At 61.6% G+C, this 14700-nt stretch carries 12 protein-coding genes, 1 tRNA gene and 2 rRNA genes; 6 read left to right on the top strand and 9 right to left on the bottom strand.

Annotated features, from left to right (window positions below):
• From ACXJ7R_RS11580 to ACXJ7R_RS11570, 3 genes are all read left to right on the top strand, one after another.
• A 23S ribosomal RNA gene (locus tag ACXJ7R_RS11580) occupies positions 1 to 2698 on the top strand; the annotation flags it as partial.
• A 299-nt stretch (positions 2699 to 2997) separates the two neighbouring features.
• Positions 2998 to 3112, top strand: a 5S ribosomal RNA gene (gene rrf / locus ACXJ7R_RS11575).
• A gap of 170 nt (positions 3113 to 3282) precedes the next feature.
• A tRNA-Met gene (locus ACXJ7R_RS11570) sits at positions 3283 to 3359 on the top strand.
• A 286-nt stretch (positions 3360 to 3645) separates the two neighbouring features.
• On the opposite strand, the gene ACXJ7R_RS11565 is transcribed toward ACXJ7R_RS11570, so the two are convergent.
• Entirely contained in the window at positions 3646 to 4563 is a 918-nt protein-coding gene (locus ACXJ7R_RS11565; RefSeq protein WP_457151951.1) for a LysR family transcriptional regulator, read from the bottom strand.
• Between the two features lie 142 nt (positions 4564 to 4705).
• On the opposite strand from ACXJ7R_RS11565, the gene ACXJ7R_RS11560 reads away from it, so the two are divergent.
• Positions 4706 to 5341: a DsbA family protein gene (locus ACXJ7R_RS11560; RefSeq protein WP_457151950.1), complete on the top strand. Its 636-nt coding sequence runs from the start codon at positions 4706 to 4708 to the stop codon at positions 5339 to 5341.
• Between the two features lie 40 nt (positions 5342 to 5381).
• Positions 5382 to 5993, top strand: a complete 612-nt coding sequence (locus ACXJ7R_RS11555; protein WP_457151949.1) for an NAD(P)-dependent oxidoreductase — start codon at positions 5382 to 5384, stop codon at positions 5991 to 5993.
• Between the two features lie 75 nt (positions 5994 to 6068).
• On the opposite strand, the gene ACXJ7R_RS11550 is transcribed toward ACXJ7R_RS11555, so the two are convergent.
• The 6 genes from ACXJ7R_RS11550 to ACXJ7R_RS11525 all read right to left on the bottom strand — a co-directional run bounded on the left by ACXJ7R_RS11550 (position 6069) and on the right by ACXJ7R_RS11525 (position 11988).
• Positions 6069 to 6611, bottom strand: a complete 543-nt coding sequence (locus ACXJ7R_RS11550; protein ID WP_457151948.1) for an L-2-amino-thiazoline-4-carboxylic acid hydrolase — start codon at positions 6609 to 6611, stop codon at positions 6069 to 6071.
• A gap of 85 nt (positions 6612 to 6696) precedes the next feature.
• Positions 6697 to 7473 (bottom strand): ATP-binding cassette domain-containing protein, encoded by a 777-nt coding sequence (locus ACXJ7R_RS11545; RefSeq protein ID WP_457151947.1) that lies wholly within the window; start codon positions 7471 to 7473, stop codon positions 6697 to 6699.
• A complete protein-coding gene (locus ACXJ7R_RS11540) occupies positions 7470 to 8285 on the bottom strand; it encodes an ABC transporter ATP-binding protein (RefSeq protein ID WP_457151946.1) in 816 nt (271 codons plus the stop codon). Before ACXJ7R_RS11540 ends, ACXJ7R_RS11545 begins: the two co-directional genes overlap by 4 nt.
• Positions 8282 to 9112, bottom strand: a complete 831-nt coding sequence (locus ACXJ7R_RS11535; RefSeq protein WP_457151945.1) for an ABC transporter permease — start codon at positions 9110 to 9112, stop codon at positions 8282 to 8284. Before ACXJ7R_RS11535 ends, ACXJ7R_RS11540 begins: the two co-directional genes overlap by 4 nt.
• Complete coding sequence (locus ACXJ7R_RS11530) at positions 9109 to 10095, bottom strand: ABC transporter permease (protein WP_457151944.1); 987 nt, start codon at positions 10093 to 10095, stop codon at positions 9109 to 9111. The genes ACXJ7R_RS11535 and ACXJ7R_RS11530 overlap by 4 nt, the downstream gene beginning before the upstream one ends.
• 282 nt (positions 10096 to 10377) lie before the next feature.
• Complete coding sequence (locus ACXJ7R_RS11525; RefSeq protein WP_457151943.1) at positions 10378 to 11988, bottom strand: ABC transporter substrate-binding protein; 1611 nt, start codon at positions 11986 to 11988, stop codon at positions 10378 to 10380.
• Between the two features lie 371 nt (positions 11989 to 12359).
• Here ACXJ7R_RS11525 and ACXJ7R_RS11520 point away from each other — a divergent pair, with 371 nt between their 5' ends.
• The gene (locus tag ACXJ7R_RS11520; protein ID WP_457151942.1) at positions 12360 to 13550 is read left to right on the top strand and encodes a M24 family metallopeptidase; all 1191 of its coding nucleotides are present in this window, start codon (positions 12360 to 12362) and stop codon (positions 13548 to 13550) included.
• A 27-nt stretch (positions 13551 to 13577) separates the two neighbouring features.
• On the opposite strand, the gene ACXJ7R_RS11515 is transcribed toward ACXJ7R_RS11520, so the two are convergent.
• Positions 13578 to 13997, bottom strand: coding sequence for a cupin domain-containing protein (locus ACXJ7R_RS11515; RefSeq protein ID WP_457151941.1), 420 nt, complete (start codon positions 13995 to 13997; stop codon positions 13578 to 13580).
• 6 nt (positions 13998 to 14003) lie between these two features.
• The coding region (locus ACXJ7R_RS11510; protein WP_457151940.1) for a phosphoenolpyruvate hydrolase family protein at positions 14004 to 14700 on the bottom strand (697 nt) is incomplete at its 5' end.

Here is a 14700-nt window from a genome sequence, read left to right as displayed (position 1 = left end):
GCCGGCGCGATCCCTTTGGGGGCGCGTTGGAGCGACAATCTCTTCGAGATTACGCTGATGCTGCTGTGGTTTCCAAGTATCGATAATAGGTAACTTACCCTGAATACATAGGGGTAAAGTGGCGAACGCGGGGAACTGAAACATCTAAGTACCCGTAGGAAAGGACATCAACCGAGACTCCGGAAGTAGCGGCGAGCGAACCCGGACCAGGCCAGTGGCGATGATGAGACAAGCGGAACCTTCTGGAAAGTAGGGCCATAGTGGGTGACAGTCCCGTACGCGTAATGCAAATCATCGTCCTCGAGTAAGGCGGGACACGTGAAATCCTGTCTGAAATTGGGGGGACCACCCTCCAAGCCTAAGTACTCGTGCATGACCGATAGCGAACTAGTACCGTGAGGGAAAGGTGAAAAGCACCCCGACAAGGGGAGTGAAAGAGTACCTGAAACCGATTGCCTACAAACAGTGGAAGCCCAAGGTTCGTCCTGGGTGACCACGTACCTTTTGTATAATGGGTCAGCGACTTAGTGTGACGAGCAAGCTTAAACCGCTAGGTGTAGGCGCAGCGAAAGCGAGTCTGAACAGGGCGTTCAGTTCGTCGCATTAGACCCGAAACCGAGTGATCTAGCCATGAGCAGGTTGAAGGTAAGGTAACACTTACTGGAGGACCGAACCCATAACTGTTGCAATAGTTCGGGATGACTTGTGGCTAGGGGTGAAAGGCCAATCAAACTCGGAAATAGCTGGTTCTCCGCGAAATCTATTTAGGTAGAGCGTCGACCGAATACCCCAGGGGGTAGAGCACTGGATGGGCTAGGGGTCCTCACCGGATTACCAAACCTAACCAAACTCCGAATACCTGGGAGTACTAGTCGGCAGACACACGGCGGGTGCTAACGTCCGTCGTGAAAAGGGAAACAACCCTGACCTACAGCTAAGGTCCCCAAGTTATGGCTAAGTGGGAAAGGATGTGAGGATCCCAAAACAACCAGGATGTTGGCTTAGAAGCAGCCATCATTTAAAGAAAGCGTAACAGCTCACTGGTCTAAATAAGGGTCTTTGCGCCGAAAATGTAACGGGGCTAAAGCCATACACCGAAGCTTAGGGTTCGTGAGCAATCACGAGCGGTAGCGGAGCGTTCTGTAAGCTGATGAAGCCATACCCGTGAGGGGTGGTGGAGGTATCAGAAGTGCGAATGCTGACATGAGTARCGTAAGGGGAGTGAGAGACTCCCCCGCCGAAAGACCAAGGGTTCCTGCTTAAAGCTAATCTGAGCAGGGTTAGCCGGCCCCTAAGACGAGGCGGAAACGCGTAGTCGATGGGAACCACGTTAATATTCGTGGGCTTGGAGGTAGTGACGGATCATTGAGGTAGTCCAATCTTATCGGATTGAACGGGCTGCTGCGTGGTTCCAGGAAATAGCTCCTCCTTATAAACCGTACCCGAAACCGACACTGGTGGTCTGGTAGAGTATACCAAGGCGCTTGAGAGAACTATGCTGAAGGAACTCGGCAAATTGCACGCGTAACTTCGGAAGAAGCGTGACCCTTTTCCACGCAAGTGGAGGAGGGTGGCACAGACCAGGGGGTAGCGACTGTTTATCAAAAACACAGGGCTCTGCGAAGTCGCAAGACGACGTATAGGGTCTGACGCCTGCCCGGTGCTGGAAGGTTAAGAGGAGGGGTGCAAGCTCTGAATCGAAGCCCCAGTAAACGGCGGCCGTAACTATAACGGTCCTAAGGTAGCGAAATTCCTTGTCGGGTAAGTTCCGACCTGCACGAATGGCGTAACGACTTCCCCGCTGTCTCCAGCATAGACTCAGTGAAATTGAATTCCCCGTGAAGATGCGGGGTTCCTGCGGTTAGACGGAAAGACCCCGTGCACCTTTACTATAGCTTTACATTGGCATTCGTAGTGGCATGTGTAGGATAGGTGGTAGGCTTTGAAACCTGGGCGCCAGCTCAGGTGGAGCCACCCTTGAAATACCACCCTTATTACTATGGATGTCTAACCGCGGCCCGTTATCCGGGTCCGGGACAATGTATGGTGGGTAGTTTGACTGGGGCGGTCGCCTCCTAAAGAGTAACGGAGGCGCGCGATGGTGGGCTCAGAACGGTCGGAAATCGTTCGCTGAGTGCAATGGCATAAGCCTGCCTGACTGCGAGACTGACAAGTCGAGCAGAGACGAAAGTCGGTCATAGTGATCCGGTGGTCCCGCGTGGAAGGGCCATCGCTCAACGAATAAAAGGTACGCCGGGGATAACAGGCTGATGACCCCCAAGAGTCCATATCGACGGGGTTGTTTGGCACCTCGATGTCGACTCATCGCATCCTGGGGCTGGAGCAGGTCCCAAGGGTATGGCTGTTCGCCATTTAAAGYGGTACGYGAGYTGGGTTYAGAACGTCGTGAGACAGTTCGGTCCCTATCTGCCGTGGGTGTAGGAATATTGAAAGGATCTGTCCCTAGTACGAGAGGACCGGGATGGACGGATCTCTGGTGGACCTGTTGTGGCGCCAGCCGCATAGCAGGGTAGCTATATCCGGACGGGATAACCGCTGAAGGCATCTAAGCGGGAAACCCACCTTAAAACGAGTATTCCCTGAGAACCGTGGAAGACGACCACGTTGATAGGCCGGGTGTGGAAGAGCGGCAACGCTTGAAGCTTACCGGTACTAATAGTTCGATCGGCTTGATCGTTCTCATTCCTTATGCCCATCTCGGCGCAATCCAAAGGATTGTCGCCAGAAGTCAGATGGTTTGTTCTTACTCACGCTTGTTCCGCCCTGCGGGCGGCGCTACGTGGGTGCGGCGCATCGGCGCCGACGGTCGGTCGACCTTGCGAAGCTTCGCTTCGAAGGGCCAGACCCCAAGAACAGCCAGGCACAAAAAAGACCAGCGAACAGCTCCGAGACGGCCAAAAAATAGGTAATCCCTATTGGCTACTCACTAATAGCTATTCGCTCAAAAGCTTCTCGAAACAACGTGCGTTTTGCCGACCTGGTGGTTATGGCGGAGCGGCTRCACCCGATCCCATTCCGAACTCGGCCGTGAAACGCTCCAGCGCTGATGGTACTTCGTCTCAAGACGCGGGAGAGTAGGTCGCTGCCAGGTCTGCCAAACGCACGTTGATCTCACATCCAAATCGGATGCAGAGAAATCTTCTCTTTATGAACAGGCCCGCCAACGGGATCACGGGCCGCGTAAGCGGCCCTTTCATTTGGTGAGGCATCTACCTATCTGTAGGCCATCCCTATCGTAGGCTTGCGCTTACTTCTAGTTGACGCGGGGTGGAGCAGCCCGGTAGCTCGTCAGRCTCATAACCTGAAGGTCACAGGTTCAAATCCTGTCCCCGCAACCAAATTAAGACAGCCCGGCCAAGCCCGGGCTGTTTTTGTATCTGGCCGACCGTGGCCATGGATTCGAACCCCTCAGGGCCCGCAAGGAACCAAGCCGACGCAGCAGGACAAATAAGACAAAGCCCGTTCCAGCAACCAAACGCCCGCCTGGCCAAAAGCCGGCGGGCGTTGCGCGTTTGGGACGCCTCGCCGTCGATTCTCCCATCAATGTAAGTTGTCTCTGACGTTTCCATGCGGCGGAAATTGCCCATCTGTTGCAGCGTCCTGCAACAGGTCGCCGAATAGGCGTCACGCCATGGTGCGGCCGCGCGATCGGTTTTTCTCGGCCGCCGCGAGCAAGTCGACGAAGGCGCGCACCTTGGCGGGCCGGAACCGGGCCGGCGGAAAGACGGCATGGATGCCGCCGGTGGGTAAGCTCCAGTCGGTAAACACCGGCACCAGCCGTCCCTCGGCGATATCATCGCTGACGCTGTAGTCGGGAAATACGCCCAGTCCGATGCCGGCGAGCACGCAGGCAAGGGCGGCGGGGCTCTTGTCGCACATGATGATCGGATTGAGTTCGGTCAAAACCGTTTCACCATCCCTGGAAAACAGCCATTGGCCGATGCCGCGCAGCTGGGCGTTGCCGACCCAGGCCAGCGATCTTGCCTGGCGCGGGCTGACGTCGGGCGGCAGGCTTGCCGCGAAGGCGGGGTTCGCCACCACGGTCTGCCGTATCGTGCCCAGGCGGCGCGCCTGGTTGGAGGAATCGGCGAGCCAGCCGACGCGGATGCCGAGATCGATCTGCTCGTCCACCAGATTGCTCACCGCGTCATCGAAGATCGCCTCGACGCGCATATGCGGATAGGTCTTCAGATAGGCGGCCATGACCGGGGCCACGATCTTGGTGCCGTAGTCGAGCGGCGCGGTTAGCCTCAGCGTCCCGCTCGGCTCGACCGCTCCGTGCGAAATTTCGCCATAGGCCGCCTCTGCCTCCCGCAGGATGATCATCGCGCGATCATAAAAGAGGCGACCTTCTTCGGTTGGCGTGACGCGCCGTGTGGTGCGCTGAAGCAGCGTTGCGCCCAGTTCCTCCTCGAGCTTGCCGATCTGGTGACTGACGACGGCCTTGGCTACACCAAGCCGGTCAGCCGCTGCGGTGAACGAGCCGGTTTCCATCACCGTGGTGAAGTAGGCGAGCCGATTGAGGTTCAGAAGTTCGGCCAAAGCGACAGCCTTTTTGTCTGATCAGATCAGACAGTTTGTATTATTGGACGCTGTTTATCGCAAGGCTGTCGCCTGTCATGGATGCGCCAACACATTCGACCGGTCGGTGGCCGGCATTTCCGCACCAAGGATGGCAGCGATCTTGAGCAATTCAGAAGTGACCTACCTCTTCGATCCGCTCTGCGGCTGGTGCTATGGCGCCACCCCGATGCTGGACAGGCTGTCGGCCGGCGGCGTGTGCGTCGAGCTGCTGCCGACCGGCTTGTTCTCGGGTGCCGGCGCGCGTCCGATGGATGAAGGTTTTGCCGCCCACGCCTGGGCGAACGATCAGCGCATCGAGCGGCTCACCGGACAGAAGTTCACGCAGGCCTATCAACGCAACGTCCTCAATGTCCGCGGCACCTTGCTGGACTCCCACGCCGCCACACTCGGCATCAGTGCTGCCGGCCTGGAAGATCCCAGCCGCCGGCTTTTCGCGCTGAAGACGATCCAGCGCGCGCGCTATGTCGACGGCCGCGATATCGTGACGATCGACGGCGTTGCCCAGGTGCTCGCCGCCGCCGGCATGAAGAGCGCCGGCGACCTGCTGAAGGCGCCGACGGAAGAGCTGATGACGGCCCACCGCGAGTTGGTCGGCCGTGGCCGCGCGCTGTTCCAGCGCCTGCATGCCGATGGCGTGCCCGCTCTGGCGGTCATGCGCAACGACGCGCCCCGACTCATCGGATCGAATGCATTGTTCGGCAGCTTCGACAACCTCGTCGCCCACATCGCGGCGTGATCCATCCACCAGCAATCTCCAACAAGGAAACGGAAAAGACATGGCAAAAGTCGCTCTCATCGGCGCATCAGGCGCTGTCGGTTCGCGCCTTCTCAGGGAACTCTCCGATCGCGGCCACACGGTCACCGGCATTGCCCGTAACCCGGAAAGGATCGCGGCGCTGCCGGGCGTGACAGCCAGGAAGGGCGATGTCTTCGACAAGGAAGGCCTCGCTAACYTGATCCGCGGCCATGATGTGGTGATCAGCGCCGTGCATTTTCTGGACAGTGATGCCGACGCGCTGATCGCTGCCGTGCGCGCCTCCGGCGTGAAGCGCTATCTCATTGTCGGCGGTGCCGGCAGTCTCGAAGTCGCACCCGGCAAGCGTCTGGTCGATACACCGGAATTCCCGGCGATCTACAAGGCTGAAGCGCAGAAGGGCGCGGACTTCCTGGACAGGCTGAAGACCGTCGGTGACCTCGACTGGACGTTCCTGTCGCCGTCCGCCATGTTCATTCCCGGCGAGCGCACCGGCCAATTCCGCCTCGGCAAGGACACGCTTCTTGCTTCGGACAAGGGCAGCAGCATTTCGTTCGAGGACTACGCCATCGTCATGGTCGACGAGATCGAGAACCCGGCCCACGTCAGGCAGCGCTTCACCGTCGGCTACTGATCGAACGAAGGTTCAACCAAGCCCGGCCGATCTTGTCAGGCTTCTTTCGAACAGCGTCGGCGTTGCCGACGTCCTTCAGTTCGATGAGGCGCGTCGAGCATCGTCTGCCTCCTGATCGCCCGCCCTGTTGGTCAGCGCGATGTGGCAGCAGCCGGAGCCGTGGCCCGGCGTCCAGGTGACGTTGTCGAAACGCACACCAGTCGCCTCGAACAGGCCGCGGTCGAAGGCGCCGGCAATACGGCAGAGCGTGGCAAGTTTCTCGTCACCGAGCCCGGCCTCGACCCAGGCGTCCTTCAGCGGGCAGCGTCTGACCTTGAAGGCGATGCGGTTATCGCTGCGTTCGACATCGGTCGGATACATGCGGCCGCCGTCAGGGCTGATGGCCAGGAAGGCTTCGCCGATCGCGCGTGCATCGTTGGCGCCGAAGCTGGCGAAGGCGGCTGCAGCCACTTCCTTGCCGCGCTGTTCGATGGCGCGGATCATGATCGCTTCGGCTCGTTCTGCGCCAAGCTCTCCAGTCAGTTCTTCGAGGAACAGACGATAAAGATCGGCGCGGTTGCGAAAGGCGGAATCGAGTTCGCGCGACAGTCTTTCGGCTCTGGCTTCGGGGTCGGTCATGTTGCGTCCTGGTCTGTTGTTCGACCATTGTCTTGTCCCGAAAACCGGATTTCGGTTTTCACCGGCGCCGTCCTTCGGTTCGGGGTCATGGTCGGGTCCTGTTCAATCTTGGCGCGGCCGCCACCAGTGCCTTGCCGATGCTAGATTGCGGCGCGTCGATGACGGTCCGGGCATCGCCGCACTCGGCAATTTGGCCGGCTTCGAGGAGGACAACACGGTGGGCGATCGCCCGGACGACGCCGAGATCATGTGAAATGAAGACATAGGCGATCCGTTCCTGGCGTTGCAGGTCGAGCAGCAATTCGAGGATCTGCCCACGCACCGAGACGTCCAGCGCCGACACTGCCTCGTCCAGCACGATCAGCGACGGCTTAGTCGCGATGGCGCGAGCGATGGCGACGCGCTGGCGCTGGCCGCCGGAGATTTCATGGATGGCGCGCGGGGCGACATCAGCGGTCAGCCCGACGCGCTCCAGCAAGGCGGCGATGCGGCGCGGGCGCTCGGCGCGAGCGGCGATGCCATGGATGCGCAAGGGGTCGTCGAGCACACGCGCCACCGTGGCGCGCGGGTTGAAGGCGGCAAGCGGGTCCTGGAACACCATCTGCAGGCGGGCGCGTCGCACCCGGAGTGCTGCGCCACTCAAAGCCAGGAAATCATTGCCTTCGAATTCGATACGGCCTGCATCCGGTTCGATCAGCCGCAGCACCAGCCGCGCGATCGTCGACTTGCCGCTGCCGGACGGTCCTGCCAGCGCCAGCGTTTCGCCGGGGTCGATGTGAAAGGAGACATCGTCGACGGCGGCAATGGTCTTGCCGCCGCGACGGTAGCTCTTGGTGAGGTTGGAAACCGTGAGCAAGCTCATGCGTCGAGCCCGGCTCGGTTGAGCAGCGGCGCGGCGTCGAGGCCGATATGGGCATCGAGCAGCATGCGAGTATAGGCTTGGGTTGGCGCACCAACGATCTGTGCCGTCATTCCGAGCTCGAGCAGTTCACCATGACGGAACACGGCAATCCGTTCGGCAAGCTCGGCCGCTAGCGCGATGTCGTGGCTGATGAACAGCAGCGTCATGCCGTCCTCTGTCACCAGCCGCCGGATCAAAGCGACGATCTCGGCCTGCACGATGGCGTCGAGCGCGCTGGTCGCCTCGTCGGCGATCAGCAATTTCGGACCCGCCGCAATCGCGGCGGCGATCGCCACTCGCTGCTTCTGGCCGCCGGAGAGTTGATGCGGGAAGGCCTGTAGGGCCGAGTCTGGGTCCGGCAGGCGGACGCGTTCAAGCAGGCTCTTTGCCTTCGCGTACGCCTGCGGCCATGTCAGGCCGAGATGGGTGTACGCCACTTCCGCGATCTGCTCGCCGACAGTCATGACGGGATCGAGGCTGGCGGACGGATCCTGGAAGACGAAGCCGATGTCGCGGCCGCCGAGGGGTGCCTTGGCACCAGAGGATGGCGTCGATGGCAAGAGCCAGCCGATGCGGCCTTCAATTCGAGAAGACTGCGGCATCAGGCCGGCAATCGCCAATGCCAGCGTGCTCTTGCCCGAACCGCTTTCGCCGATGATGGCCAGGCGTTCGCCAGCGACGATGTCGAGGTTGATGGTCTTCAGCGCAGCGACCTCGTTGCCGTCGCGGCGGTAGGTCACCGTCAGGTCGCGGATCGAAGCCAGTGCGGTCACGACAGGCCTCTTCTTACGGCTGTCGTTTCGACGATGCCTTCACCGGCGAGATAGACACCCAGTACCGTCAGCACCAGTGCAATGCCCGGGACGATCGACAGGAAGGGCGCGGTGCGCAGCACGGCGCGGCCTTCGGCGATCATGCCGCCCCAGGTCACCCTGTTGGGATCGCCCAGGCCAAGGAAGGACAAGGCTGCCTCGGTGAGGATTGCGGCGGCGACGATCACCGAGGACATGGCCAGCACCGGCGGCAAGGCGTTGGGCAGAACTTCGCGAAAAGCGATCGCCAGCGGATGCATGCCGATGACCCTGGCACCGGCAACATAATCGCGCTCCCGAATGGAGAGGACCTCGGCGCGGGCGACACGTGCCGGGCCAGGCCATGTGCCGAGCGCGATGGCAATCACGACGATGCCGAGCGACGGTCCAACGACGCTGACGAAGGCCAGCGCCAGCAGGAAGCCAGGCACGGTCTGGAAAGCGTCGGTGATGCGCATCAGCACCTCGTCGACGAGGCCACCGGCAAAGCCGGCCAGCGTGCCAACCACAGAGCCTATGGCGAGCGCTGTCGCCGCTGCCGCCAGCCCGACGGCGAGCGAGGTGCGGGCGCCGTGGAACAGCTCGGCCAGCACGTCACGGCCAAGCCGGTCGGTGCCGAGCGGCAGCGACCAGTCCTGAAATGGCGGCAGCAGTGCCGGCCCGGCGATGGCTTGCGGGTCTCCGGGAAACAGCAGCGGTGCCGACAGCGCCATGGCAATCAGCGCCGCCAGGAGGATGGCGTCGGCGACAGCCTCGGGTGTGCGCAGAAAACGTCTGACGGGGCTCATGTGCCGGCCTCGCCGGCGCCGACGCGCGGATCGAGAAAGGCATAGGCGATGTCGACGAGCAGGTTGATGACGATGACCAGGACGGCGCTGGTGAGGATAATCCCGAGCAGTAGCGGGGTGTCCCGCGCGGCCACCGCTTCCTGCGCCAGCCGGCCGAGGCCGGGCACGGAAAAGACGCTCTCGATGACCACGCTGCCGCCGAGCATCTGCGCCGATTGCAGCCCGAGCATGGTGACCAGTGGCAAGAGTGCGTTGCGGGCAACGTGGGCGAGGACGATGCGGCGGCGGGACAGCCCCTTGGCGCGGGCGGCCAGCACAAAATCTTGCCGCCAGACTTCTGCCATGCCGGCACGCATCATGCGCAGATAGAGCGCCAGATAGATGAAGCCTAGCGCCGAAACCGGCAGGACGAGGTGAATGGCGATGTCGGCGACACGGTCGAAGCCGGTCTTGTCCGACGCCAGGGTTTCGATGCCGCCGATCGGCAACCAGCGCAGGTCGACGGCAAAGACGACGATCAGCACCAGGCCGAGCCAGAAACCAGGCACGGCATAGAGCGCCAGCGAGCCGATCGACAGCAAGCGGTCGCGGACGCTGCCGGGTCTGGCGCCGGCGTAGATGCCGAGCGCCGAACCCAGCCCGAAAGAGAGCGCAGTGGCGCTGACCATCAGCAGCAGCGTGGTGGGCAACCGCTCGAGGATCATGTCGCGGATCGGCCGGGAGAACGTCACCGACTGGCCGAGATCGAGATGCAGGAGCGCCCAGAGATAGTTGGCCAGCCGTGTCAGCTCCGACTGATCGAGGCCCCAGCGATGACGCAGGAGTTCGATCATGCCGGCGTCGCCGCCGGTGGAGACGATGTAGGCGTCGACCGCATCGCCGGGCGCTGCTTCGAGCAGCAGGAAGGTGCCGACAACGACGATCAGCAGCACGAAGATGCTGCCGACCAGGCGACGACGGAGGAGAATGAGGGCGCGGGTCATGGGGATGACATGACGCCGTGCCGATTGAGAGAAGTGCGGTGTCTAGGCACCCCCCTCTGTCCTRCCGGACATCTCCCCCGCAAGGGGGGAGATCGGCGGTTTCGCAGACGGCGGTTCTTTTTCTGCGTGACCACATCGGAGATTGGCGAAAGCAGAGGTGACATCCRATCTCCCCCCTTGCGGGGGAGATGTCCGGYAGGACAGAGGGGGGTGTGAAGGAACGCGGCCTTCGGCCGTGTTTCAACACCGATTTCACCGCGAACTTTCATCCGCGCGACTGTGTCACGATTCCAGATAGGTGTCCGCCCAGTTCGACACCGCCCAGCGCGGGTTGTTGGCAATGTTGCCGACGGTGTCGCGCGCGACGCTGATGAAGCTCCATTCGGCGACGTTGATCAGCGGCAGGTCGGCGGCCACCTGTTTCTGGAATTCTTTGTAGAGGTCGGTGCGGGCAGCTGTGTCGAGCGTCTCGGATGCCTTGGCGATTAAGGCATCGAGCGCATCGTTCTTGTAGCCACCCTGGTTGGAGAACGGCACGCCGTCTGGAATGCCGCTCTGCACCAGGATGGTGGTCGAGATCGCCGGGTCGCCGCGGAACACCGACGGGCCGACCGCGAGGTCGAAGGCGTGGTCGGTGTAGACGGCCTTGATGTGCGCGGCCGAGTCGTTGTTCACCAGCTGGGCATCGATGCCGATGGCGGCGAGCGCCTGGCGCAGATAGTCGCCGAACTGCTTGGTCTCGTTGAAATAGGGCGCCGGCAAAAGCTTCAGCGAGAAGCGGTTGCCGTCGGCGCCTCGTCTGTAACCGGCCTCGTCGAGCAGCACATTGGCCTTGGCGACGTCGAAGGCATAGGTCGGCACGTCAGCGGTGTAGAATTGCGGATCGTTCTTTGGCACCGGACCGGTGGCGGTGGCGGCATAGCCGAGGAACACCGTCTTGACGACGAAATCCTTGTCGATGGCATGCGCGATCGCCTGGCGCACCTTGAGGTCGGCCAGCTCCTTGCGGCGATGGTTGATCTCGACGACGAGCTGATAGGTCAACCCCTCATAGCCCTTGGAGATCACCTTGAGGCCCGGCACCTTGGAGATGCGGTCGAGGTCAGCCAGCGGCACGGCGGAAAAGGCGGCGAGCTGGATCTCTTCGGCTTCCAGTGCACTCGCCGCCGACGTGCGGTCGGGCAGCACCTGATAGATGATCTCGTCGAGATAGGGCTCGTCCTTGCCCCAGTAATCCGTGTTCTTCGTCAGCCGGTAGTACTGGCCAGCCTTGTATTCGCCGAATTTGAACGGCCCGGTGCCGATCGGCGCGTTGTTGGCCGGGTTGTCCTCGATCTTGCCCACCTCGTAGATGTGCTTCGGCACGACGCTGCTCAGTGCCGGCAGCGCGTTGCGGATCAGCTGGAACGGGGTCGGCTTGGCGAATTTGAACACGGCGGTGAGATCATCCGGCGTGTCGACGGCGGCGAGATCCTTGAACACGGTACGGCCGAGATTCTGCAGAGGCTTCCATACCTGCAACGCCGAGAAGGCGACATCGGCCGAGGTGAACGGCTTGCCGTCATGCCATTTGACGCCATCGCGCAGTTTGAACGTGGCGGAGAGCCCGTCGGCAGCGCCTTCCCAGCTCAAGGCCAGCCGCGGCGCAAGCCCGTCCTTGCCGTCGAAGGAGGCTTCAGCCAGCGTTTCGACGATCTTGCTGGAGATGAAGAAGACGCCGTTGGAGGCGACGATCGCCGGGTTGAGGTTGCGCGGCTCGGAATCGGCGGCAAGCACCAGGCGCCCACCCTTCTTCGGCGTCTGCGCCCAGCCGAATGTCGGCATGGCGGTGGAGGCCAGCAGCATTGCCGAGCTGGCAAGCATCTGGCGTCTGGAAATCGTGAAACCTGACATGATCGAACTCCGTCCTCTCCGCAACCCAACCGGGTGCGCCAATCCCCTCGAACGCCGGCGAGCCCGCCAGCGTCCTTGCGGTGGCGATTATGAGCCTTGCCGAGGGTTTCGCCAGAGACGGAATTGGCGCATCCTTGCTTGGCTTTGAAATTTTCGTCCGCTGGACCAGTTTGGAGGAGCGGTTCAATTCGATCGATCTGGTAGGACCAGATTCTGTTGAATGCGCTGACATAACGATATGGTGAGTTTGAAGCAGGCCATTTCGCGTGTTTCTGGCTAGACCAGAGCGAGCGAAATGGTGCAGATTTGATCCACAGCCAAGGGATCGGGAGCAAACGGCCGGCGATCTCGGGCAATTCAGGGAGAGAGAGATGAACATTGCTCAGGGCAAGAGTGCCGTCAGCAATATCCCGTTCGACCAGGCAAGGGTCGACCGGCTGATGGAGGAGGCAGGCATCGATGTGCTGCTGGCGACCTCCAAGCACAACACGCAGTATTTGCTGGGCGGCTACAAGTTCATCTTCTTCGCCGCCATGGATGCGATCGGCCACAGCCGCTATTTGCCTGTCGTCATCTATGAGAAGGGCGGACCCGATCATGCCGCCTATATCGGCAACCGCATGGAAGGCGCCGAGCACCAGAACAACCCGTTCTGGACACCGACCCTGCACGCCGCCTGCTGGGGCACGCTCGATGCTGCCAATCTCGCCGTCGAGCACCTGCGGAAGATCGGCAAAACGGGCGCCCGCATCGGCATCGAGCCGAGCTTCCTGCCATCGGATGCCTACACGCTGATCCGCAAGGCATTGCCGGACGCCAAGCTGATCGATGCGACAGCCATGCTGGAGAGCATGCGCGCCATCAAGACCGATGCAGAGCTGGAGAAGCTGCGCACCGCTTCCGAACTGATCACCGATTCCATGCTGGCCACAATCGCCTGGGCGGGCGAAGGCACGACCAAGACCGACATCATCGAGCAGCTTCGGCGCGAAGAGACCAATCGCGGCGCGCATTTCGAATATTGCCTGCTGACGCTGGGCTCCAGCCATAACCGCGCCGCTTCACCGCAGGCGTGGAAGAAGGGCGAGGTGCTGTCGATCGATTCCGGCGGCAACTATCACGGCTATATCGGCGACCTCTGCCGGATGGGCATTCTGGGCGAACCGGATGCCGAACTCGAAGACCTGCTGGCCGAGGTCGAGACAGTGCAAAAGGCGGCGTTCTCCAAGGTCAGGGCGGGCACGCTTGGCGGCGACATGATTTCGCACGCCGAGGGTGTGCTGAAGGCCTCGAAGGTCGCGGCCTATACGGATTTCTTCGCCCACGGCATGGGGCTGATCACGCACGAAGCGCCGTTCCTGATGACCAACCATCCGGTGACCTATGAAGGCACCTACGCGGCCAAGCCGCTGGAAAAGAACATGGTGCTATCAGTCGAGACGACCATGCTTCACCCGACGCGGGGGTTCATCAAGCTGGAGGATACACTGGCGGTGACGGACACCGGCTATGTGATGTTCGGCGACCGGGGCCGGGGATGGAACAGGGGTGGCGCTTCATAGGCGGATGGCAGGTGCTGTCCGGAAAACCTATTTGTCGCCCGGCGGCAGCAGCCTGAAATCCGGCAGCTCGCGCAGCACCAGTTCCGGCCCGGCTGGTGAATAAACGACGAAAAGCTGCATTGGCCCATCGCCGGTGTTGAGCGTCGAGTGGAAGCGGCTTTCGGGCACGTAGATGGTGCAGCCGGGGCCGACCTTCTCGACCACCGGATTGCCCTTCTCGTCCTCGACCATCTGCTCGCCGTTGCCTGAGATGACGAAGATGATTTCCTCCGCGCCCGGATGGTTGTGGCGTGTGTGGCCCTTGCCGGAGGGCAGGTCGACGACTCCGCCGGAAAAGCGCGTCGCGCCATTCACTTCAGGGGCCACCGTCAACGCCAGCCTGCCCCAGTCGAAGCCGAAGGCGCTGACGTCCTTGGGGTAGACAAACATCTTGCTCTTGTCGGTCATCTCTCATCATCCCTTCTTTTTCTTCTGGTCATGAAGCGAGACGGCCTTGAAATCAGCCGTCTGTTTGGCGATCGCGGCCTCCGCCGGCAGCCGTTCCATCGAGCTTGCGCCATAGAAGCCGTGCAGGCCCTTGCAGCGGTCGAGGATATAGCGCGCGTCATCCGGCATCGAGATCGGCCCGCCATGGCAAAGCAGGATGACATCCTTGCGCACCGAACGGGCCGCGTTGGCAATGGCATCGATCTCGACAACGCAGTCGTCGAGCGACTTGGCCGAGGTGGCGCCGATCGAGCCGCCGGTCGTCACCCCCATATGGGCGACGACGATGTCGGCACCGGCCCTTGTCATGGCGCGGGCCTCATCGGGGTTGAAGACATAGGGCGTGGTCAGCAGGTCGAGCTTATGCGCCTCGGCGATCATCTCGACCTCGAGCCCAAAACCCATGCCGGTCTCCTCGAAGCTTTGCCGCATCTGACCGTCGAACAAGCCGATGGTGGGAAAGTTCTGCACGCCGGAAAAGCCCATCGTCTTCAGCTCGGCGAGAAGCAGCGGCATGATGACGAACGGGTCGGTGCCGTTGACGCCGGCCAGCACCGGCGTCTTCTTGACCACCGGCAGCACCTCATAGGCCATCTCCTTGACGATCTCGTTGGCATTGCCATAGGCGAGCAGGCCGGCGGCCGAGCCACGCCCGGCCATGCGG

The sequence above is a fragment of the Mesorhizobium sp. P5_C1 genome (genome assembly GCF_054049815.1).
Note: the sequence above shows the minus strand (reverse complement) of the source record. Positions and strands in the feature narration are given on the sequence as shown.